Origin of the sequence: Pseudoalteromonas sp. AOP31-A2-14 (genome assembly GCF_052378035.1) — a bacterium.
GTDB lineage: Bacteria > Pseudomonadota > Gammaproteobacteria > Enterobacterales > Alteromonadaceae > Pseudoalteromonas.
Genome location: NZ_JBQSXI010000001.1, coordinates 3,101,506 through 3,123,502, shown reverse-complemented (window position 1 = coordinate 3,123,502; position 21,997 = coordinate 3,101,506). Strand labels below are relative to the sequence as shown.

At 40.7% G+C, this 21,997-nt stretch carries 20 protein-coding genes and 3 pseudogenes; 17 read left to right on the top strand and 6 right to left on the bottom strand.

Going from position 1 to position 21,997, the window contains the following annotated elements; all coding sequences use genetic code 11:
• Positions 1-102: 102 nt before the first annotated feature.
• Positions 103-1,377 carry a group II intron reverse transcriptase/maturase gene (ltrA, locus tag ACT3S9_RS14410; RefSeq protein WP_086960535.1) on the top strand — a complete coding sequence of 425 codons (1,275 nt, stop codon included), beginning with the start codon at positions 103-105 and terminating at the stop codon, positions 1,375-1,377.
• A gap of 829 nt (positions 1,378-2,206) precedes the next feature.
• Positions 2,207-3,193 (top strand): group II intron reverse transcriptase/maturase, encoded by a 987-nt coding sequence (ltrA, locus tag ACT3S9_RS14405; RefSeq protein WP_444751007.1) that lies wholly within the window; start codon positions 2,207-2,209, stop codon positions 3,191-3,193.
• Positions 3,194-3,215: 22 nt separating this feature from the next.
• On the opposite strand, the gene ACT3S9_RS14400 is transcribed toward ltrA (ACT3S9_RS14405), so the two are convergent.
• On the bottom strand, positions 3,216-4,184 hold the full coding sequence (locus ACT3S9_RS14400; protein ID WP_086959932.1) for an IS30 family transposase: 969 nt from the start codon (positions 4,182-4,184) through the stop codon (positions 3,216-3,218).
• Positions 4,185-4,283: 99 nt separating this feature from the next.
• Here ACT3S9_RS14400 and ACT3S9_RS14395 point away from each other — a divergent pair, with 99 nt between their 5' ends.
• The 3 genes from ACT3S9_RS14395 to ACT3S9_RS14385 all read left to right on the top strand — a co-directional run bounded on the left by ACT3S9_RS14395 (position 4,284) and on the right by ACT3S9_RS14385 (position 6,725).
• The gene (locus tag ACT3S9_RS14395) at positions 4,284-4,568 is read left to right on the top strand and encodes a hypothetical protein (protein ID WP_444751110.1); all 285 of its coding nucleotides are present in this window, start codon (positions 4,284-4,286) and stop codon (positions 4,566-4,568) included.
• Positions 4,569-4,847: 279 nt separating this feature from the next.
• Complete coding sequence (locus tag ACT3S9_RS14390) at positions 4,848-5,480, top strand: 2OG-Fe dioxygenase family protein (RefSeq protein ID WP_441834524.1); 633 nt, start codon at positions 4,848-4,850, stop codon at positions 5,478-5,480.
• A 9-nt stretch (positions 5,481-5,489) separates the two neighbouring features.
• Positions 5,490-6,725: a cysteine desulfurase-like protein gene (locus tag ACT3S9_RS14385; RefSeq protein ID WP_441834523.1), complete on the top strand. Its 1,236-nt coding sequence runs from the start codon at positions 5,490-5,492 to the stop codon at positions 6,723-6,725.
• A 56-nt stretch (positions 6,726-6,781) separates the two neighbouring features.
• Here ACT3S9_RS14385 and ACT3S9_RS14380 read toward each other — a convergent pair whose 3' ends face one another.
• On the bottom strand, positions 6,782-7,486 hold the full coding sequence (locus ACT3S9_RS14380) for a 2OG-Fe(II) oxygenase (protein ID WP_441834522.1): 705 nt from the start codon (positions 7,484-7,486) through the stop codon (positions 6,782-6,784).
• A 32-nt stretch (positions 7,487-7,518) separates the two neighbouring features.
• Here ACT3S9_RS14380 and ACT3S9_RS14375 point away from each other — a divergent pair, with 32 nt between their 5' ends.
• From ACT3S9_RS14375 to speD, 10 genes and pseudogenes are all read left to right on the top strand, one after another.
• A complete protein-coding gene (locus ACT3S9_RS14375) occupies positions 7,519-7,908 on the top strand; it encodes an acyl-CoA thioesterase (protein ID WP_441834521.1) in 390 nt (129 codons plus the stop codon).
• A gap of 185 nt (positions 7,909-8,093) precedes the next feature.
• Entirely contained in the window at positions 8,094-8,675 is a 582-nt protein-coding gene (locus ACT3S9_RS14370; RefSeq protein ID WP_441834520.1) for an anthranilate synthase component II, read from the top strand.
• Positions 8,675-9,098, top strand: a pseudogene (locus ACT3S9_RS14365) (HDOD domain-containing protein); the annotation flags it as partial. The gene ACT3S9_RS14370 and the pseudogene ACT3S9_RS14365, both read left to right, overlap by 1 nt.
• 553 nt (positions 9,099-9,651) lie before the next feature.
• Complete coding sequence (locus ACT3S9_RS14360; RefSeq protein ID WP_441834519.1) at positions 9,652-10,857, top strand: aspartate aminotransferase family protein; 1,206 nt, start codon at positions 9,652-9,654, stop codon at positions 10,855-10,857.
• 89 nt (positions 10,858-10,946) lie between these two features.
• Positions 10,947-11,963 (top strand): arginine N-succinyltransferase, encoded by a 1,017-nt coding sequence (astA, locus tag ACT3S9_RS14355; RefSeq protein ID WP_441834518.1) that lies wholly within the window; start codon positions 10,947-10,949, stop codon positions 11,961-11,963.
• 28 nt (positions 11,964-11,991) lie between these two features.
• Positions 11,992-13,461, top strand: coding sequence for a succinylglutamate-semialdehyde dehydrogenase (gene astD / locus ACT3S9_RS14350; protein WP_441834517.1), 1,470 nt, complete (start codon positions 11,992-11,994; stop codon positions 13,459-13,461).
• Positions 13,462-13,600: 139 nt separating this feature from the next.
• Positions 13,601-13,798: pseudogene (locus ACT3S9_RS14345) on the top strand (DUF3802 family protein).
• Between the two features lie 20 nt (positions 13,799-13,818).
• Positions 13,819-13,968, top strand: coding sequence for a hypothetical protein (locus ACT3S9_RS14340; RefSeq protein WP_441834516.1), 150 nt, complete (start codon positions 13,819-13,821; stop codon positions 13,966-13,968).
• A gap of 41 nt (positions 13,969-14,009) precedes the next feature.
• Positions 14,010-14,417, top strand: a complete 408-nt coding sequence (locus ACT3S9_RS14335; RefSeq protein WP_441834515.1) for an OsmC family protein — start codon at positions 14,010-14,012, stop codon at positions 14,415-14,417.
• Positions 14,418-14,511: 94 nt separating this feature from the next.
• Positions 14,512-15,324: an adenosylmethionine decarboxylase gene (gene speD / locus ACT3S9_RS14330; RefSeq protein ID WP_441834514.1), complete on the top strand. Its 813-nt coding sequence runs from the start codon at positions 14,512-14,514 to the stop codon at positions 15,322-15,324.
• 95 nt (positions 15,325-15,419) lie between these two features.
• Here speD and ACT3S9_RS14325 read toward each other — a convergent pair.
• Positions 15,420-16,685: pseudogene (locus tag ACT3S9_RS14325) on the bottom strand (amino acid permease).
• A gap of 423 nt (positions 16,686-17,108) precedes the next feature.
• On the opposite strand from ACT3S9_RS14325, the gene ACT3S9_RS14320 reads away from it, so the two are divergent.
• A complete protein-coding gene (locus tag ACT3S9_RS14320) occupies positions 17,109-17,906 on the top strand; it encodes an alpha/beta fold hydrolase (protein WP_441834513.1) in 798 nt (265 codons plus the stop codon).
• Positions 17,907-18,074: 168 nt separating this feature from the next.
• Entirely contained in the window at positions 18,075-18,782 is a 708-nt protein-coding gene (locus ACT3S9_RS14315) for a hypothetical protein (protein ID WP_441834512.1), read from the top strand.
• Between the two features lie 66 nt (positions 18,783-18,848).
• Here the strand turns inward: ACT3S9_RS14315 and cysQ are convergent, their stop codons facing one another.
• Genes cysQ through ACT3S9_RS14300 form a run of 3 tightly spaced genes read right to left on the bottom strand, consistent with a single transcriptional unit; the run spans position 18,849 to position 21,988 of the window.
• Positions 18,849-19,619, bottom strand: a complete 771-nt coding sequence (cysQ, locus tag ACT3S9_RS14310; protein ID WP_441834511.1) for a 3'(2'),5'-bisphosphate nucleotidase CysQ — start codon at positions 19,617-19,619, stop codon at positions 18,849-18,851.
• A gap of 3 nt (positions 19,620-19,622) precedes the next feature.
• Entirely contained in the window at positions 19,623-20,222 is a 600-nt protein-coding gene (gene cysC, locus ACT3S9_RS14305) for an adenylyl-sulfate kinase (protein ID WP_441834510.1), read from the bottom strand.
• 41 nt (positions 20,223-20,263) lie between these two features.
• On the bottom strand, positions 20,264-21,988 hold the full coding sequence (locus tag ACT3S9_RS14300) for an SLC13 family permease (protein ID WP_441834509.1): 1,725 nt from the start codon (positions 21,986-21,988) through the stop codon (positions 20,264-20,266).
• Between the last annotated feature and the right edge of the window lie 9 nt (positions 21,989-21,997).

The following is a 21,997-nucleotide window of genomic DNA, read 5'->3' as shown; positions in this document are numbered from 1 at the left end:
TTAGGCAGATTGCCAAAAAAGGCTAGCACACCTAATGTCATCATGAAGAATCAGCGATAAGTAGAGTGACACGAGCAGACATACCGCAAGCAAAGGCAGAAAATGACAGTTTACTACAGCTTGTACGGACAATTATTAGACATTAATAACCTGTACAAGGGATTCAAAAAAGTGAAAGCAGCTAAAGGAGCGGCCGGAATAGATAGGCAGACCGTAGGCGCATTCGCCCTGAATTTAGAAGCAAACTTAAAACAACTGCAACTTGAGCTGCAAACCAAGCAATATAGGGCACAACCTGTCAAACGGGTGGAAATACCCAAAGATGATGGCGGTGTCAGAATGCTAGGTATCCCCGCAGTTCGAGACCGAATAGTGCAACAAACACTATTGAACATACTCCAACCGATATTCGACATCGACTTTCACCCATCGAGTTATGGGTATAGGCCGAAACGAAGCTGTCATGACGCTATCAGTAAAGCAAGTGTATTTATCCGTAAATACCATCGCGACTGGGTCGTAGACATGGATTTGTCGAAGTGTTTTGACCTGCTTGATCATGCTTTGATAATTAGGAGTGTTAGACGCAAAGTGACGGACGGTAGTATTTTAAAACTGATTAATCAGTTCTTAAAAAGCGGAGTAATGATAGGTGAACACTGGGAGGCTAGTACGATAGGAAGCCCACAAGGTGGCGTAATTAGCCCGTTATTGGCCAATATCTACCTAGATGCTTTCGATCAAGAAATGAAAAAGCGTAATCACCGAATAGTGAGGTATGCAGATGATATCTTGATTTTGTGCAGCACAGAAAAAGCAGCGCAAGAAGCACTTAAGGCATCCACCCAGATACTAGAGCGAGACTTGAAATTAACCGTGAACCAAAATAAAACCCATATTGCTCATAGCAGCAAAGGAGTGAAGTTTTTGGGAGTAGAGATAGGTAGCCAGTGGACACGGATACAAGCATCAAAACTCATCGGGTTTAAACAAAAAGTGAAGCAATTAACAAAACGTAACGGCGGCATAAATTTAGCAGAAGTAATAAAACGGCTAAATCCAGTTGTGCGCGGTTTTGTAAATTATTTTAGTATAGCCAATTGTAAACGAGAGCTAAAAGCCTTGGCAGGTTGGATCAGACGAAGACTAAGGGCAATACAGCTGAGGTTGTGGAAGAAGCCATCAAGGCTACATCGACGACTAAAGCAGTTAGGAAAAAAGCCACCGTTTAAGTTCATTAAGATGAACTCGTGGCGTAACTCACTAAGCCCTTTATCTTGTGTATCGATGCCAAACCAATGGTTTGAGGAGCTTGGTTTATATCCAATAGAAAAAGTGAATACGGGATGGCTTGCTTTATCGGCGTTTAGGAAATAAGTTGATAAAATGTGAAGGGTACAGGAGCCGTATACGAGGTCCGTACGTACGGTTCTGTGAGAGGGATGAGGCATAAGCCTCACCCTACTCGATGTTTGCCCAGCGAAGCTGGCAAACCCGATAGGCTGAAAGATGCCTTATCACCCTGACTAAGGGGAAGATAATCTGAATGGCAAGGGCGTCACTGGCCAACGGTGGGGTCTGAAGGAAGCCATAAGAAGTTAGAGGTACACAACTAACCGTAACCTGTTTCGGCAGTATTGGTGGGTCAGCGTGCAAAATAGCGCAACGCCCTATACTTAGTCAGACCAATACTGTGCTTGAGGGTGGGATTTCTAACAGGGAGCCAGTGCAGTAACTGGGGAAGCCTGGCATCTAAACTTAATGAGAGTAAGTGGCCTAAATTCAAGGTGAAAGCCAAGATTTAGTGTCGGTGTGAGGTGGCAGATGAACCCGTAGTAGTGAGTAAGGCTAGGCCGATGAAAGCCAGTAATGGTGTGGAGGGGAAAACCAAGCCGACCATCAACATTATGTTTGATGGGGTCAACTTTAGCCAAAAGCTTTAATTGATTGCGAAGGGGGGAAGTATTCTTTAAGCGTATGAAAGACGGGAACTTTTGTTTATCGGCTCACAAGTATTTCGACGGAAATAGCCAAAATATGACGGCCAAACAGGAATGTAGACGCTGAGAATTGAAGGGCGAGCAATGGAGTAATGACTGACCACTTAGGCAGATTGCCAAAAAAGGCTAGCACACCTAATGTCATCATGAAGAATCAGCGATAAGTAGAGTGACACGAGCAGACATACCGCAAGCAAAGGCAGAAAATGACAGTTTACTACAGCTTGTACGGACAATTATTAGACATTAATAACCTGTACAAGGGATTCAAAAAAGTGAAAGCAGCTAAAGGAGCGGCCGGAATAGATAGGCAGACCGTAGGCGCATTCGCCCTGAATTTAGAAGCAAACTTAAAACAACTGCAACTTGAGCTGCAAACCAAGCAATATAGGGCACAACCTGTCAAACGGGTGGAAATACCCAAAGATGATGGCGGTGTCAGAATGCTAGGTATCCCCGCAGTTCGAGACCGAATAGTGCAACAAACACTATTGAACATACTCCAACCGATATTCGACATCGACTTTCACCCATCGAGTTATGGGTATAGGCCGAAACGAAGCTGTCATGACGCTATCAGTAAAGCAAGTGTATTTATCCGTAAATACCATCGCGACTGGGTCGTAGACATGGATTTGTCGAAGTGTTTTGACCTGCTTGATCATGCTTTGATAATTAGGAGTGTTAGACGCAAAGTGACGGACGGTAGTATTTTAAAACTGATTAATCAGTTCTTAAAAAGCGGAGTAATGATAGGTGAACACTGGGAGGCTAGTACGATAGGAAGCCCACAAGGTGGCGTAATTAGCCCGTTATTGGCCAATATCTACCTAGATGCTTTCGATCAAGAAATGAAAAAGCGTAATCACCGAATAGTGAGGTATGCAGATGATATCTTGATTTTGTGCAGCACAGAAAAAGCAGCGCAAGAAGCACTTAAGGCATCCACCCAGATACTAGAGCGAGACTTGAAATTAACCGTGAACCAAAATAAAACCCATATTGCTCATAGCAGCAAAGGAGTGAAGTTTTTGGGAGTAGAGATAGGTAGCCAGTGGACACGGATACAAGCATCAAAACTCATCGGGTTTAAACAAAAAGTGAAGCAATTAACAAAACGTAACGGCGGCATAAATTTAGCAGAAGTAATAAAACGGCTAAATCCAGTTGTGCGCGGTTTTGTAAATTCTTGAATTCAAGTATTAAGTGCAATCATTATGCAGCCACCAGAACTTCTGATTGCCCCGTAAATAATTCATGAGGGGTTTTATACCCTCTTGTTTTTCTTGGCCGATGGTTGAGCTTATCAACTGCCGCCTGTATCTCTGCTTCACTTAGCGCCATAAAGTCAGTTCCCTTGGGGAAGAAGCGTCTAAGTAAGCCGTTGGTATTCTCATTTATGCCCCGCTCCCATGATGAATAGGGATGAGCGAAATACACATCAGCTTCTAATTTTTGTGCAACATGCTCATGGTGAGCAAACTCTTTTCCATTATCTAACGTCACGGTAATAACCTTACCTTTATATGGTGTCATACACGTGATCAGCGCATCGGCTGTTATTTTCGCATGCTTGCTTTCAATTCTGTGAACGACTGTATATAACGTTTTACGTTCAACCATTGTGACAAGCGCATTTTTACGCCCTTTACCTATCACTGTATCGCCCTCCCAATCACCAATCCTAGACTTTGAATCCACAATACTTGGGCGTTCATCAATGCTGACTCGATTAACTATCTGTCCACGTTTATCATAGCTTCCATAGCGTTTTTTATACTTTTTACATGCACGAGTGAGTGTCTTATGTAGCTTGCCACCACGAGCCTTGTCTCTGTAAATATATTGATAAATTGTTTCATGATGTAAAACGACCTGTTTCTCTAAAGCTAAGCGGCCTGCCACTTGCTCAGGGGAAAGTCCGTCATGCAACAATTTATTAATCCAGTGAGTGACGTCCTCTGTTAACTTACTTGCTTTGAAAGATGACTTACGTCTTTGTTCAGCAAAGTTATTGGCTTGGTTAGGCCGATAGCCTTTAAGTCCTTTATTGCGTTTTAGCTCTCTAGAAATAGATGACGGTGAACGAGTTAGTTCTTCAGCTATCTGCTTTTGGTTATTTCCTGCTTTTATTAACGCGTAAATCTGGTATCTTTCTTCTTGTGTCAGCTGTTTATATTTCATTAAAGCAATTTCCTTTGGCGAGAAAATGGCCGAATTATAACAGCTGGCCATCTAATCTGAGAAATTGCACTTATTATCCGAATTTAGGATTATTTTAGTATAGCCAATTGTAAACGAGAGCTAAAAGCCTTGGCAGGTTGGATCAGACGAAGACTAAGGGCAATACAGCTGAGGTTGTGGAAGAAGCCATCAAGGCTACATCGACGACTAAAACAGTTAGGAAAAAAGCCACCGTTTAAGTTCATTAAGATGAACTCGTGGCGTAACTCACTAAGCCCTTTATCTTGTGTATCGATGCCAAACCAATGGTTTGAGGAGCTTGGTTTATATCCAATAGAAAAAGTGAATACGGGATGGCTTGCTTTATCGGCGTTTAGGAAATAAGTTGATAAAATGTGAAGGGTACAGGAGCCGTATACGAGGTCCGTACGTACGGTTCTGTGAGAGGGATGAGGCATAAGCCTCACCCTACTCGATGTTAAATTAAAAAATATAGATATAAAATAACCATTAATTTTCAAGGTTGGAATTTATATCTTAAAGTTAAAGATTTTTAGCATATATATTGCTAACTATTTTTTGTCAGCTTAGATAAAAAATCAATTATCCACGCTATTTGCATTAAGATCCTCGTCATACTTTTAGACTATAGGCGAGATCTCTATGACAGCATTAAACAACCAGAATTTACTACAACTTCGCTTTGTAAACCAAGCTCATATTGACGCAGTTAAGCCATCTTTTGCAAACCTTCCAGCTAACCCATATGCGGATGGTGCATTTCGCAAGCGCCGTTACTCGGTGATAAAAGTAATCGGTGAAGAGTTACAATTACAGAAAACCAAAGCATTTGTACAAGACGATTCAATTAATACCTTCCAAGGTAATATTGAACGCACTTATGAAAACTTAGAGCAAAGCTTGCTTGAAAGTGAAGGCATGAAAAGTATTGTAAATGAGTTTCGAGCAATTACCGGAATTGATGAACAGCGTGACATTGAAATCCATCAATTTAGAATGTTAGCTATTGATAGTGATACTCCTCCTGCGCCAGAAGGTATTCATCAGGATGGTTTTGATCATGTATGCATATGTGGTGTGTCTCACGAAAACTTAGAAGGGGGCGAGCTATTGGTATATGAAAACAAACAAGCTGAACCCTGTTTTAAAATGGAAATAAAAGACGGTATGTTTGCGCTTATCAACGACCGCGAAGTATGGCACAACGCCACACCGATGAATAAAATAAATGACAGCCAAGAAGGTTATCTTGATTGCTTCGTGCTGACAGCTTAAGGGTTAATGATGAACTTAACACAACTACGTCGTCGATTTCCGGCACTTATGCAGCAAGTAGCTGGTAAGTCACCTATTTTTTTAGATGGTCCAGGTGGTTCGCAAGTACCGCAGCAAGTGCTTAGCGCCATGTCAGCTTATTTAGGCTATTTTAACTCAAACTTGGGCGGGGCGTTTTTCTCAAGCGCTAAAACGGTTGAGTTAATGGTAAATGCACGTCAAGCCGTGGCCGATTTACTCAATGCACCATCGGAGGAGCAAATCGTCTTTGGTGCGAATATGACCAGCCTGACATTTAGCCTGAGCCGTGCGATTTCCCGTGATTGGCAAGTCGGCGATGAAATAATTGTGACTAATGCTGATCATTTCTCAAACGTATCATCTTGGCAACAAGCTGCAGAAGATAAAGGTGCTAAAGTAAATACTGCACTTATCAATGAAGATGATTGCAGCCTAGACTTAGCTTATTTTGAGAGCTTACTTAATACCAATACTAAATTAGTCGCCGTGACTTATGCATCTAACACTACAGGATCTATTAACGATATCAAACGTATTGTAGAGCTTGCACATAAAGTCGGTGCACTTGTGTATGTCGACGCGGTTCATTATGCGCCCCACGAGTTGATTGATGTACAAGCTTTAAACTGTGATTTTTTAGCATGCTCAGCCTATAAGTTTTTTGGCCCGCATGTGGGTATTGTTTATGGTAAACGCGCGCACCTTGAAGGGTTTACGCCATATAAAGTAGAGCCTGCAAAAGATATTATTCCTGGGCGTTGGGAAACTGGTACGCAAAGCTTTGAAGCATTAGCGGGGTTAGTTGCAGCAGTTGATTATATTGCCGATATTAGCGAGCTTAGTGAAAGCTATTCACGCCGTGAAAAACTAACAGCTGCTTTTACCAAAACAAAGCAGCACGAAATGGCACTTAGTGAGCACTTTCTAACACGGTTAGTTAATTATCCAAAAATAAAATTGTTTGGTATTGATGACCTAGATCGCTTAAGCGAGCGCACTCCAACGTTTGCGCTTACATTTGAAGGGCTTGAACCACGTAAAGTCTCTGAGTTTTTAGGTAAGCATCATGTGTGCGTATGGGATGGGAACTTTTATGCTCAAGGTTTATGTAAACAACTAAAAGTGCTCGATAAAGGCGGTGTAGTCCGTATTGGTTGTATGCACTACAACACCATCGAAGAGCTTGATAAGTTGTTTGATTTATTTGATGAACTTTTAGGGTAAATATTGAAGGAGCAAGGTCAAAGTTTTAGTGGAGCTTTGACCTTGCAAATTGAATATTAAGATCGTGGTTGCCCGTAAATCTGTTCGGCGTGGTTAAATAATACCCACGAAGTTAAAATATACTTGTCGTTTGATATGGGCTTATTTCCACGGTGAGTATGGGTAAAGTAACCGGGGGCTATAACCATACTGCCTTGTTTGGGTGATATTTTACGCTCTTGGTAATAAAACTCGGTTTCGCCACCTTCTTCAACATCATTTAAGTAGAACATAAATAACAGTACCCGATGCAGCGCGTCATTATGGCCTGCTTGTGGGTAAACTTCACTATGCCAATAAGGGTAGCCGCCTTTATTTGTTTGATATTTTTGTGCTTGAATATTACCTAAACGAAAAATTTGTTGTACGAGTAAAGGTAATTGCGGTTTACCTATCTCATCAAAGTTAGCTTGGGTTAAATCTGTCGGTACTCCCGTCTTTGGGTGATGCACTTTTAAACCAAATGCCCCAATCATCATAAAAATATGTTCTTCAATGTACTTAAAAATATAACCCGCAGTGGTTTGTTGAATATGTTTTAGATGTTCAGCGTATTCACTGTGGTTATTTAGGTATAAGTCATGACTGTCTTTTTTTGCTAAATCAATTCCGCCTGACGTCATACCTTGTTTTAAATGCGGGCTTTGCTCAAACATCGTGATAAAGTTATTGCAAAATTCTTTGCTTAGGGCGTTATCGTAAACGCGAATAAAGTCCGTCATGAATTACCTTTATAAATTATTATTGGATTGTTATGTTTATTGAAAAACTAATGCCACGCTTTAGCGAAACTGATGTACTTGGCCACATCAACAATACCGTACTCCCCGTTTGGTTTGAAGCCGCACGGGCGCCTATTTTTAGGTTTTTCACCCCTGATTTAAATCCCCACGATTGGAAGTTGATTATTGCCAATATTGAAGTGAGCTTTGTGGGTGAGCTATTTTATGGCTTGGAAGTGACTATTAAAAGTAGCATAGAAAAAGTTGGCAATAGTTCATTTACAGTACGCCAAGAGGCTTATCAGAATGACAAATGTTGTGCGGTAGGTAAAACAGTTATGGTTCGCTATGATTTTGCTAATAAAGCCAAGCAAGTACTATCGGAGCAAGAAAAAGCAGATTTATCTGAGCACTTAAATTAATACTAATTTAGGTGAGCTAAAGAATGCAGAAGAGGTTGGTATAAGCGTACTCGCTTTATCTATTATTCACATTTGTGCTTAACGTTTTTGCGTAACATTAACTGAAAGTTACTATGGATTGGGGTAGAATGCGCACAGCTACAGGCAACACCACCCTTTTTTACATATAACGAGCCACTTACCCAATGCTGTTAATGATCGATAACTACGATTCGTTTACTTACAACCTAGTGCAATATTTTCAGCGCTTAGGTCAAGAAGTGTTAGTAAAACGCAACAATGACATAACGGTTAGTCAAATAAAGGCCCTTAACCCTCAGCATATCGTGCTATCGCCCGGGCCGTGCTCTCCTAGTGAAGCGGGTATTTCGTTATCCGTAGTAGAGCAGCTAAAAGGTACTTACCCCATACTGGGAATTTGCTTAGGGCATCAAACCATAGCCCAAGCTCTTGGTGCTAAAATTGTTCGTGCTAAGCAAGTTATGCATGGAAAAACATCGCCTATATTTCACCAGCAACAAGGGGTCTTTAATGGCTTAGCTAACCCGCTTACGGTGTGTCGTTATCATTCATTAATAGTTGATAAGCAAACACTCCCTGATGAATTATCGATAACAGCGTGGACGCAGCACAAAAATGGTGATGTTGATGAAATAATGGGGTTGTTACATCAAGAGTTAGCGTTGGAAGGAGTGCAATTTCACCCGGAAGCTATTTTAACTGAGGAAGGGCTTGAATTACTTGCTAACTTTTTAACTCGCTTCTAATCTTAAAACGTCAACAACACACAGCAGGTGTGCTTAATGAACGGGCAGACTATTTATTGCTTGGTCATAATTTTGCTCAGCAGCAAATAGGCTTTATCCAAACATTAGATCTAAACGATGATGAGCCACTTAAACAATGCACCTTGCTTGAAGTGGAAGTTGCTGCACATAAAGTGAGGTAGAAACCAGTGCTGCTCATCATAAGTATCGTGCGAAAGCGAGTGAAGAGCTGCACCAAATTATTGGCAATGCAATGGCCAAACAGCTTTAAAATATAGACGGCATTATCCATGACACCATCGGCATAGAAGATAACGTACCGGCGATATTAGACATGCTGGCAGTTAAATCAGCATCAGTTGGCCGTTTAGAGCCGGCTTAAGTTGGCTTGGTCGAGAGCTTGTCGCTTTGGTTAATGTACCCGTATTATGTGGGTTAGCTGAGCACCTGTTAATTAAAGAGGATGAAAAAAATCAGCTGGTTTGATTATTTTAACTTTAGCCAAGCTGAGATCAAGGCACTCCAAAAAGGTAACTTTCAGAATTTTAATATTAAAAATAGCCTAAATATTGCGCTTTACTTTAATAGTTAACCATTATTTCAGCTCTTTTTTTGATTTATCGCTAATTTTTTTGCGACTATTCATTCACTGTTAAACATAACTACTACCCATGCTTTTTATGCCTCAAGTGCTGCTTGGCTGTATGGAGTGCCGCCTTATGTCTTAAGTCGAGCTGTATTCAGTTACTCAAATAGTTATTCACTATCTTTGAAATTATATCTCAAAGCCTTTATTTCAAAGGGCTACATGAAAGTTTTAGAAGAGACAATAGTGAATAATTCTGGAATAATAAACGACTGAAAATTGAACCAGAGAGTATTTATCTGCAATTTACGCTATGCTGATTTGCACCTTATTAAAGTAGTGAAATAACTATTTTTACTTTCTGCGTACTAACAATTAAGAGGATATAAAATGACAGTCAACCGCGAATTATTTGATCAAGTAATGGTTCCTAACTACGCCCCTTCAAGTGTAATTCCAGTTCGAGGCGAAGGCTCTCGCGTATGGGACCAAGAAGGTCGTGAATTTATCGATTTTGCCGGTGGTATTGCGGTTAACTGTCTAGGTCATTGTCATCCAGCATTAGTGAATGCACTAAAAGAGCAGGGCGAGAAGATTTGGCACTTATCAAATGTAATGACTAATGAGCCTGCATTACGCTTAGCTAAAAAGTTAGTTGATGCAACTTTTGCTGATAAAGTTTATTTTGCCAACTCAGGCGCTGAAGCAAACGAAGCGGCGCTTAAATTAGCTCGTCGCTTTGCGCTTGATAACCACGGCGAACAAAAGTCACAAATTATTTCATTTAATAAAGGCTTCCACGGTCGCACATTTTTTACAGTCACTGTGGGCGGCCAAACGTCTTATTCAGACGGCTTTGGTCCTAAACCTGGTGATATTGTACATTGTGATTATAATGACTTAGCTGCTTTTGAAGCGCTAATCTCTGATAAAACATGCGCAGTAATGATGGAACCTTTACAAGGTGAAGGCGGTATTATTTCGCCTACTGACGAGTTTGTACAAGGCGTGCGCGAGCTATGTACTAAGCATAATGCACTGCTTATTTTTGATGAAGTGCAGACGGGTGTAGGCCGCACTGGTGAACTTTATGCTTATCAAGGTCTAAATGTAACGCCAGATATTTTAACCAGTGCAAAAGCGTTGGGTGGTGGTTTCCCAATAGGGGCGATGCTAACGACTACTGATATTGCGAAACACCTTAAAGTAGGTACGCATGGTTCAACGTACGGTGGTAATCCACTGGCATGTGCGGTTTCAGAAGCAGCATTTGACACAGTTAACACTACTGAAGTGCTTGATGGCGTAAAAGCAAAGTCAGCGCTTTTTCACGAGCTTTTAACTGCAATTAACGAAAAATACCAGGTGTTTTCTGAAATTCGCGGACAAGGTTTATTAATTGGTGCTGCGGTTAATGAAACATTTAAAGGTCGTGCCAAAGAGTTTTTAGTCGCTGCAACTGGTGAGGGGGTTATGTCACTGGTTGCTGGTGCTGATGTGATCCGCTTTACACCATCACTAGTTATACCAGATAGCGATATCCGCGAAGGTATGGCGCGCTTTGAAAAAGCCGTAGCCAAAATTGTTAATGGTTAATCGCTAGGCACCCATTATTAAATAAGGGCAAGGTTCACTTGCCCTGATATTCTAATTTACCGTTATTTTATAAGGGAGCAAGCGGACTCATGATGATCCTTCGCCCAATCCAGCAATCTGATTACCCAGCATTATTGAATATTGCCCATGAATCAGGGCATGGTTTTACGTCTTTACCTAATAATGAAGAGTTATTACAAAAGAGAATAGACCGCTCAGTAGGCTCTTTCGCAAAAAGTACAGATCATCCTGGTGATGAAGGTTACTTGTTTGTTCTTGAAGATAGCGAAACAGGTGAAGTGGTAGGTACTTCAGGTATTGAAGCCGCAGTAGGTTTAGATGATGCGTTTTACCATTATCATTTAAGTAAAGCTATTCACTCATCACGCACCCTTGATGTTTATAAAGCGGTCGATATCCTAACTTTATGTAACGATTACACCGGCGCTACAGAGTTATGTACGCTATTTTTAAAAGATGGCTACCGCAAAGATAACAATGGTCGTTTACTATCTAAATCACGCTTTATGTTTATTAAGCAGCATCAAGAACGCTTTGCACAAACATTAATTGCTGAAATGCGCGGTGTATCTGACGAAAATGGCGACAGCCCTTTTTGGCAATGGCTGGAAGAGCATTTTTTCTCAATGGATTTCCCTACAGCGGATTACTTAAGTGGCATTGGCCAAAAAGTATTTATTGCTGAATTAATGCCTAAATACCCGATTTACGTCAATTTACTTAGTAAAGATGCTCAAGCCGTAATCGGCAAAGTGCACGACAACACAGGCCCAGCAATCGGTTTGTTAAAAAGTGAAGGCTTCACCTTTAATGGCTATGTTGATATTTTTGACGCAGGTCCAACTGTTGAAGCAAAAGTAGATAATGTAGCGACTATTCGCAATGCTCATAACTTTACAGTGGTAATAGGCGAAAATAGCGGTGCAACGCCAGTAATGCTTGCTAATGAAAAACTTAGTGATTTTAGAGCAACCGTTGCTGAACTTAATTTTGATGACAGAGCCAAAGAGTTGCTGCTATCGCAAGAAATTGCCGATGCATTACATCTTCAAGCCGGTGACACTGTTACCGCAAGCGCCCTATAATTTAAAGCCCGTTTAAAGGAGAAATCGTATGACTCATCCTGCTCAATTTATTAATGGTCAATGGTCACAAGGCCAAGGTCACGAATTTAAATCAGTTAATCCAGCCAATAACGAGGTTATTTGGCAAGCGCAATCGGCAACTCAAGGCCAAGTTGATGATGCGATAAGCTCTGCTCGTGAAGCATTTTACAGCTGGGCTGATAAAAGCTTTAGCGAACGTTTAGAAATTGTTAAAGCATTTGCTGAGCAACTTAAAGAAAATAGCGAAGAACTGGCTATAACTATCGCGCAAGAAACGGGTAAGCCATTATGGGAAACCCGCACTGAAGCAGGGGCTATGGTAGGTAAAATCGCTATTTCTGAAAAAGCGTTTTTAGAGCGCACCGGTGATGTCGAAAACTCAATGCCGCAAGGTCGCGCGATGATCCGCCATAAACCACACGGTGTCGTTGCGGTATTTGGCCCTTATAATTTTCCTGGGCACTTACCTAATGGTCATATTGTACCGGCACTTTTAGCGGGTAATACCGTGATATTTAAACCATCAGAGTTAACTCCAAAAGTGGCTGAACTAACCTTAAAGTTATGGCAAAAAGCCGGTTTACCGGCGGGCGTAATTAACCTTGTACAAGGTGAAGTAGAAACAGGTAAAGCACTTGCCTCTCATAAAGGTATTGATGGCTTATTCTTTACTGGATCTTCACGTACAGGTCATATTTTACATGAACAGTTTGCTGGCCAACCAGGTAAAATTTTAGCGCTTGAAATGGGGGGGAATAACCCGTTGATCGTAACTGATGTTGCAGATACGAAAGCGGCAATTCATGACATCGTACAGTCTGCGTTTATTTCAAGTGGTCAACGCTGTACATGTGCGCGCAAGTTGTTTTTACCAGCAGGTGAACAAGGCGATGCAATTTTAGCGGGCTTAATTAAAGCCACTAAAGCAACTAAAGTGGGTAACTTTGATGATGCAGACCAGCCATTTATGGGGTCAATGATCTCATCAGCCGCAGCCGCAGGTATGGCTAAAGCCCAGCAAGAACTGGTTGATTTAGGTGCCAATGTACTCGTTGAGCTTACGCATACTGAGAATACAGGATTTGTAACGCCGGGAATTTTAGATTGCACTGACGTTGCCGACTTCCCTGATGAAGAGCACTTTGGCCCACTTTTAAAAGTATTTCGCTTTAGTGATTTTGACCAAGCAATTGATAAAGCTAACGACACCAGCTTTGGTTTATCAGCAGGCTTATTAAGCGACAACGCTGATGATTACGAGCATTTCTTACGTCGTATTCGCGCTGGTATTGTTAATTGGAATCGTCCAATTACAGGCGCTTCAAGTGCGGCACCATTTGGTGGTATTGGCGCTTCAGGTAACCACCGTGCTAGCGCATACTATGCGGCTGATTACTGTGCTTACCCTGTTGCTTCGGTTGAGCTTGAAAAAGTGGCAATGCCAGCAACCTTAAGCCCAGGCTTAAAAATCGATTAATATTATTGACGAAAAGACGCGTTATCATTAATAATAAAAAAAGCAGCTCAAGCTGCTTTTTTTATTAGCGCTAGGGCAAAGCTAGCATTTAAAAATGTTTTTTAAATCAAGGAAGTTGTAAATTCAATCGATGTAAAAAATGGTTTTAGATAGGCAAGGGTATGATGATTTGATCATGTACCTAACTCAAAATTTAGCACTCTTTTAGAAGCCCAGCAAAGTAAAGCCAGGTGCTCCTTCAATAATGAAGCTTATTGAAGACGACATTGCTGAAAGCGCCATGTTGCTCTGCCAGCAACATACCGAGCTTAGTGCCGAACAACGTAGCCAAATATAGTACGTGAAGTAGACGGTATTGTGTATGACCTGCAAGAAGTGCTTAGCAGCGTAACCAGAAAGTCACAATGGGTCAGCACGCACTTATTAATGAATTTACAAGTCTTGTTAAAAACCTCTTCGACAACGCTGTCGCCTAAGTTTATCGCTTTTCATTGCATCTACGCTTAACTTGCTTACAATCAAGAAAATTTACTTAAGAGATTGAACACATGCAAGCAAATGTAAAATGGGTTGATGGCGATACTTTCCTTGGTCTTTCTAATTCAGGCCACAATATAGTTTTTGATGCTGGTAGTGAAAGTGCTGCGCCAAGTCCAATGGAAATGATGCTGATGTCAGTAGGCTGCTGCTCATCTGTTGATGTTGTCAGCATCTTGAAAAAAACCAAGCAATCATTCTCTGATGTTCAAGTTCAGTTAAGTGCTGAGCGTGCAGAATCAGCGCCACGGGTATTTACTACGATTAATTTACACTTTGTTGTGACTGGTGATAATGTCGCTGAAAAGCACCTTGCAAGAGCGGTTGAATTGTCTGCAGAAAAGTATTGCTCGGTTGCCTTAATGCTTGATAAAACAGTAAAAATCACGCACAGCCACGAAGTTGTTCAAGAACAGTAAAAATAAGGCTTTTTCCAGAAGGAAAATTCGTATAAAATCCGCGAACTTTTAATTCTGCAAGTGCAGATTTCACTCGTTTACAGGTTGGTTTAGCATGAACAAACCCTTCGATAAAATTAAGCTTCATGGCTTTAATAATTTAACCAAAAGCTTAAGCTTTAGTATTTATGATATTTGCTACGCAAAGACAGAGCAACAGCGTAAAGAATATCTAGAATATATCGACGAGCAGTACAGTGCTAACCGGCTTACCGATATTTTAGGCGACGTAGTCGATATTATTGGCGCCAACATTTTGAATATCTCTCGTCAAGATTATGATCCGCAAGGTGCTAGCGTAACTATTCTAATTGCTGAAGAGCCAATCGAGCAACAGCAATCTTATGATGTTGACGAAGCGCCAGGACCACTGCCTGAAACGGTTGTTGCTCACTTAGATAAAAGCCATATTTGTGTGCACACTTATCCAGAAGCACACCCTGATGATGGGATTTGTACATTCCGCGCTGATATCGAAGTATCAACTTGCGGTATTATCTCACCATTAAAAGCGTTAAACTTTTTAATTCATAGCTTAGAGTCTGACGTGGTTACTATTGATTATCGCGTACGTGGCTTTACTCGTGACGTAGATGGTGTGAAGCATTTTATTGATCATGCGATTAATTCTATTCAGAATTACATGACTGAAGATACCAAAGAAGCGTACCACATGATGGATGTAAACGTGTATCAGGAAAATCTTTTCCACACTAAAATGATGCTTAAAGAAACTGACCTCAACGCTTATTTATTTGGTGTTTCAACTGACGATTTATCTGAAGACGAAGAAGAAGCTATTCGCTCTAAATTAACCCGCGAGATGCAAGAAATTTTCTACGGTCGCAACTTACCAGACACAGAATAAGCACATCGATTTAAATTAAAAATGGCGCTCAGTGAGCGCCATTTTTTTATGTCTAAAAAAGCCCAGCTAATTAATTTAGCTGGGCGTTTAAAAAGTTACTTGAGCATACTGTAAATAAGTGCAAATACAGCAAGCGACCCAACCGCTAATATAAACAATGTGCTTAAGCGATTACGATACTTGCTCAGCGCAGGTACTTTGTACACGGCTATCATAGGCATAATAAATAAAATCATCGCGATGATAGGGCCAGATAGCTGATCCATCATGTCTAAAATACTTGGTTTTTTAACCGCGCAAAACCAAATAACAAAAAACATAATTAGCACGCCAATTTTATCGGCTACTTTTGCGCTTAAGCTTGTTTCCTTAGTTACTAAACCGGTAAAGCTTTCGCGTGCATCTAAAAAGTGACCTAAAAATGACGAGGTAATAGCAATAAACGCAACAAGCGGCCCAAGGGTGGCAATAAACGAATTACTCGTGATATTAGGTAGGTACGATAAAATCGATACGTTAGCGGCTTTAGCAGCAGCCATTTTCTCGCCTGTAAGCGACAGCACGCAAGAAAACACAAATAACAGTACAAAGGTAATAAGCAGTAAGCTAGTACGCTTTAAAATAGCCTCTGCTTTGTTAGTAGCTTGATTGCCATAATGACCACGCTGCACATTAACAAAGCTTGAAATAGCCGCTGCATGGCTAAACGAAAATACAATAATAGGAACCGACAGCCACAGCGTTTTAGTAAAGTTGCCCGCTTCAGGTAAGCTCATATCAGGCATTTGCCAGCTAGGTATTAAATAAAGCGATAAAAAGAATAATATACCCACAAGCGGATACACCAAAATTGCAAATGCACGCAGCTAATCGCTCACCGCCCATCATAAGGCTTATCATACCTGCAGCCAACACGCCCGAAAGCAGCACGCGAGATGGCGACTCAAGCCCCATTTGGTTAACCATAAAGCTATCAACGGTATTGGTTAAGCCTACGCCGTAAATAAGCAAAATAGGAAATATAGATAAAAAGCATAATAAAGAGATTAACCTATACGCAGTCACACCAAAGTGCTCCTCAACTACATCGGTAAAATCGGCATCTTTATTTTTAGATGAAAGTACAAAACGCGCTAAACCACGGTGTGCACAAAAAGTCATTGGGAACGCTAAACACGCCAATATAATTAAAGGCTAAAAACCGCCAATACCAATGTTTATGGGTAAAAATAAAATGCCTGCGCCTACAGCGGTGCCAAATAAACTTAGCGTCCACCGCGTATCGTGTAGGTTCCATTTAGAGGTGTGGGTAGGTGTGCACCTGATGCATTTGAAAGCGTTGCATCTTGTGATGGTGTCATATGTGTGTGTCCATTATTTATGATAATAATTGCGCCGAAGAATATAATTTTTGGCCGCAACTTTCATGCTTTGGGAGGTTGTAGACTAATTAATTAGACTTAATAGAAGGGTAAGTGTCATCAATACGAAACAGTGGTGTAAAAGTGAGCAAAATCATTAAAAGGCAACACTACATCACACTTTACTGTAGGCTAGTTGGAGCAAAACCCAACACGCTATAGCGTCACGCGAGCAGCAAAGCCAATAGAGGCGGTTTTCATGGCGTGAAAACAGGGAAGGATCATTTTTATTGGTTCCAACTAAAAATAAAAATCTGTTAAGTAGAAGCCATTGTTCGGAACTTCATAAGAGATTTATTCTAAACTCCGTTATACTTCCTGCAATTAAATATGCCAAACGAAGTAAACAGGCCGCTAACTGCAATGAGCAAAGACATTCTTTTCCATACTACTTTTGCGCACGAAACCAGTAAAACATGGATTGTATTTGTTCATGGCGCAGGTGGTAGTTCGGCAATTTGGTTTCGTCAGCTTAAAGCTTATAAAAAAGAATATAATGTGTTGTTGCTTGATCTTCGTGGTCACGGTAAATCGAATAACTTAGTGCAAAACTTTGTTGATAATAATTATTCGTTTAATAATGTCTCTAAAGATATTATTGATGTGTTAGATCATAACAATATCCCCAGCGCACACTTTGTTGGCATTTCATTGGGCACAATACTCATTCGAAATATTGCTGAAATTGCGCCGCACTATGTTTCTAGCATGGTGCTAGGTGGAGCGGTTACTCGCTTTAATACTCGCAGTAATACATTAGTTTATTTAGGTAATACTTTTAAACACTTCTTGCCTTATATGTGGCTGTATCGTTTATTTGCTTTTATTATGATGCCGAAAAAGCGTCATAAAGAATCTCGACTTTTGTTTGTTCGTGAAGCAAAGCGCTTGTGCCAAAAAGAGTTTATAAAGTGGTTTAAATTAGCCATGGACGTAAACCCTTTAATGCAGTATTTCAAAGAAAAAGACATTGATATACCCATTCTTTACATTATGGGTAAGGAAGATCATATGTTCCTAGGCCCTGTTAAAGAAATGGTTAAGCGCCATAAAAATAGCGTACTGCAAACTATTCACCATTGCGGCCATGTCTGTAATGTAGAACGCCCCGACTTATTCAATCAGCACTCGCTTGCTTTTATCGCCCAGCAAAATCGTTAAGGGTTGTAGAAGGAATAGGGTCAGGGCTTTCTTTTTTACTTTCGTCCAAAAATAGAGAAATTAAAAACAAGGCCTAGCCTTTATTTTACTCGCGGTGGTTAACAACGAAATTTTAAGATTATTGATTGTACCAGATAGTACAACTATTTAAGGGAGTTTAGGAATAATATGTCGGATAAAAGTAAACTTATTAGTATCGTTATTTTGGCTATCTTTTCTATTATTGGCGTTTTATTTTTGTGGATGTTTAGCCTTGGTGTCGGATTTGGTGGTACTACTGAAACTTGGTCGCATTTTGGGAGCTTTTTTGGTGGTGTATTAGGGCCAGCTCTTGCTTTTTTCTCATTCGTTGGTGTTATTTTTACTGTTTATCTTCAGTCTCAAAGTAATAAAGAACAAACAATTACTAATAGCAATGCTGCGAATGATCGGCTTGAGTCAGTGCGCCTTCAAAAAGAGTTACAAGAAGAAAGTAAAACTCTTTTTGATAGGAAAATTAAGCATGAAAAGCAAATTCAATTACAGACTCTTTTAGTTAAAGATTTTGATGAGATAGAGATGTTTGGAAATGCCGCTATAAATGAAATAGTAAATCCCGATAGGGATAATTGGGAAGCTTTCAATACTTACGTAGGTAAAATTTATGTGTTTGCACCGATGATAAGAATGGCAATGAAGAAAGTTGACAATGATTATGAGGAAATTTTGTATCTGTATAGCCGAAGATGCCTTGGTCAGATTAATAAACTCAAGCATTTATTAATAAGCAGCGATCTTCAGCTTGAAGATATTGAGCATTTTAATTGTGATATTCAAAATGCATACAATAATATTAAAGATGTATTTGAAGCTCGCTCTCATAAATATTCAGAGTAAAAAGAACTAGGTCATAAAGTCCGATTACTTTTCTGACAACTGATAGCTAACCACTCAAAACTGCGCTTATTCTTCTATCGCACTGACAATAAAGTACGGATTTAAATATTCGTCTTTAGTGTTATAAATAAGCGGGCTGCCATCAAGTTTAGTGACTTTAGCACCGGCGATTTCTGCAATGGCATGGCCGGCCCCCGTATCCCATTCACAAGTTGGACCTAAGCGCGGGTAAATATCGGCGCTGCCTTCGGCCACTAAACACAGCTTAAGTGAGCTGCCTTTTGACACCATTTCAACCTCGTCAAAGCGTTTTACAAACTCGGCTAAATCGGGTGATGGGTGCGAGCGACTGCCTACAACACGAATTAACCCTTTATTAGGTTTGGTGGTTACTTTAAGCTCAATTCGCTCATCGCCTTTATCTTTAAATGCGCCGATGGCTTCACTTGCTAAATAAGACACGCCTAGGGCAGGAGCATCTACTACTGCAAGTGTTGGCTTGCCATGTTCAATCAGGGCGATATTGACGGTAAATTCGCCGTTCTTTTTAATAAACTCTTTGGTGCCGTCAATTGGATCAACTAGCCAGTAGCGGGTCCAATTTTGACGTACGTCCCAGCTGATATCGGCGCTTTCTTCACTTAATATGGGTATATCTGGGGTTAGGTGTTTTAAACCATTGGTAATGACTTTATGAGCTGCTAGATCGGCGTCGGTTACGGGGCTTTCATCGGCCTTATATTCAATATTAAAGTCCTTTTTGTAAATTCCTATAATCGCAGTACCGGCTTGGCGAGCAAGGATCAGTACCTCTTCTAGCAGTTCCGTTTGGTTCATAACTTAACCTTTAATAATTTGCTGTTGTTTTAGATACGCTATCAGTTCTTGCACCGATTGGTCTAGCGTGTTTTTACTGGTATCTAGGCTTATTTCAGGTGAATTAGGTATTTGGTAGTCTGAATCAATACCGGTGAAGTGTTTAATTTCACCGGCTCGGGCTTTTTTATATAAGCCTTTAGGATCGCGACTTTCACATACATCCAGTGGGGTATCTAAAAATACCTCGATAAATTCACCATCATCAACTAAGTTTCTGACCATATCGCGTTCGTCGCGAAACGGTGAAATGAATGCGGTGAGTACCAACAGACCTGCATCAACCATTAGCTTGGCTGTTTCACCTACGCGACGGATATTCTCAACACGGTCTTCGTCACTAAAGCCAAGGTCTTTACATAAACCGTGACGTACGTTGTCGCCATCAAGAAGGTAGGTATGAATACCTTGCTGATTAAGTGCGGCTTCAAGCGCGTTTGCTACAGTACTTTTACCTGAACCTGAAAACCCCGTGAACCATAAAATAGTGGGTTTATGGTTTTTGTGCTCACTACGCTGTGCTTTAGTTATAGCGTAGTTATGCCAAACAATGTTCTCATCCATCGTAAAACTCTCTTATTAAATACTTATAAGTAGGCGCTGGCTTAAAACGGAAATACCAGCGGAATAAGGGTTAGTACCGTTATTGAATAAATTATAGAAAGTGGTAAACCCATTAATACATAATCTTTTAAACGATAGTTTCCGGCGCTGTAAACCATTAAGTTAGTTTGATAACCAAATGGTGATATAAAGCTAGCTGATGCGCCAAAGGCCACCGCCATAATAAACGGTAGGGGGTCAACATCAAAGCCAACGGCAAGCGCGTATGCTACCGGGAATGATAACGCAGCGGCGGCGTTATTAGTAATTAACTCGGTAAATAATACGGTCATGATGAATATCGCGATAAATGCGCCATATGGGCCAAAATCCCCGAGTACATAAAACATGGCTGATGATATTTGCCCCGCAAGGCCTGTGCCTATCATTAGCTTTGCAAGGCCAATGGCGCTGCCTACAACAGCGAGTAACTCAATAGGGAAACGGCGTTTTACTTCGTTAATTTTTATTGTACCAGTGAGCATTAAGCCAATTAATAACACTAGCAAGCCTTTCACCAGCGGTACAGCGCCAATAATACTCAGCCCTAATACACCAGCAAAACTAGCTAGTACGAAGTTAGATTGTTTTGGGGGCAAATGAGTTTGTAAATCAAGCCCCGAGATATAGACAAATTCGCGCTTCAGATTAGGCACATTATGGAAATCTTTACCGGGGGCGAGTATTAATGAGTCACCCGCTTGTAATTGTACTTTACCAAGGCCGCCTTGTAAGCGGTCATGACCACGGCGAATCGCAATAACTGCCGCATGAAACTGCTCACGAAAACGAATTTCTTTAACGGTTTTACCAATAAATTTTGATGATTGGCTTACCACCACTTCAACTAAGTGCTCTACATCTTTTTGGTGTTTATCATGCACTACTTTTAAGCCGTCAAAGCGAGTGAGTAGAGGCACTGACTTAATATCACCAACAAATAATAATACATCACCTGCTTTGATAACTTGTTGCGGTGTTACGGCGCAAATACGTTTATCGCCACGTAGAATTTCAGCGAGGAATAAATCTTTAAGTTCGCGCAGGCCGTTTTGTTCTACGCTTTTACCAATGAGTTTTGAGCCTGCTTCTACTTTGCCTTCAAGGTAAAACGGTACCACTTCTTGATCATTTTTACCGTTATCGGGTAAGTACTTTAGCATCACTAAGATAGTGATAAGGCCTACACTTAGTGCGCCTAATCCGACTAAAGTAAAGTCGAAAAAGCCCAGTGGGGCCATTCCTGCATCAACGGCAAAACCATTGACGATTAAATTTGTTGAGGTGCCAATTAAGGTTATTGTGCCACCTAAAATTGCAGTGTACGACAAGGGTAATAACAGCTTTGATGGGGAATGGGTTGGATTGTCTTTAATTGCTGTAATTAAAGAAGCAACCACCGCCGTATTATTAGTAAACGATGATAAAAAGGCGGTTGAAAGCCCCAGCTTTGTTACTGAGCTGGTTAAGCTACCTTTTGAAAGTGACTGTGCCAACTTTTGTACTAGCGTGGTTTTTTCTATTGCTATAGACACCAGTACCAATAAAATAAGGGTTATTAATGAAGGGTTCGCATAGTTAATGAGCATATCTTCAAGCCCAATAAGACCAGCTAAATAGGCGGTGCCAATACCGCCAAAAAAAAGCCATGCAGGCTTTAGTCGAGTGCCAAAAAGGCACCCTACTAAAGTTAGCATAATGCCTGTTAATACTAGCTGTTCATACATGCTTTATAC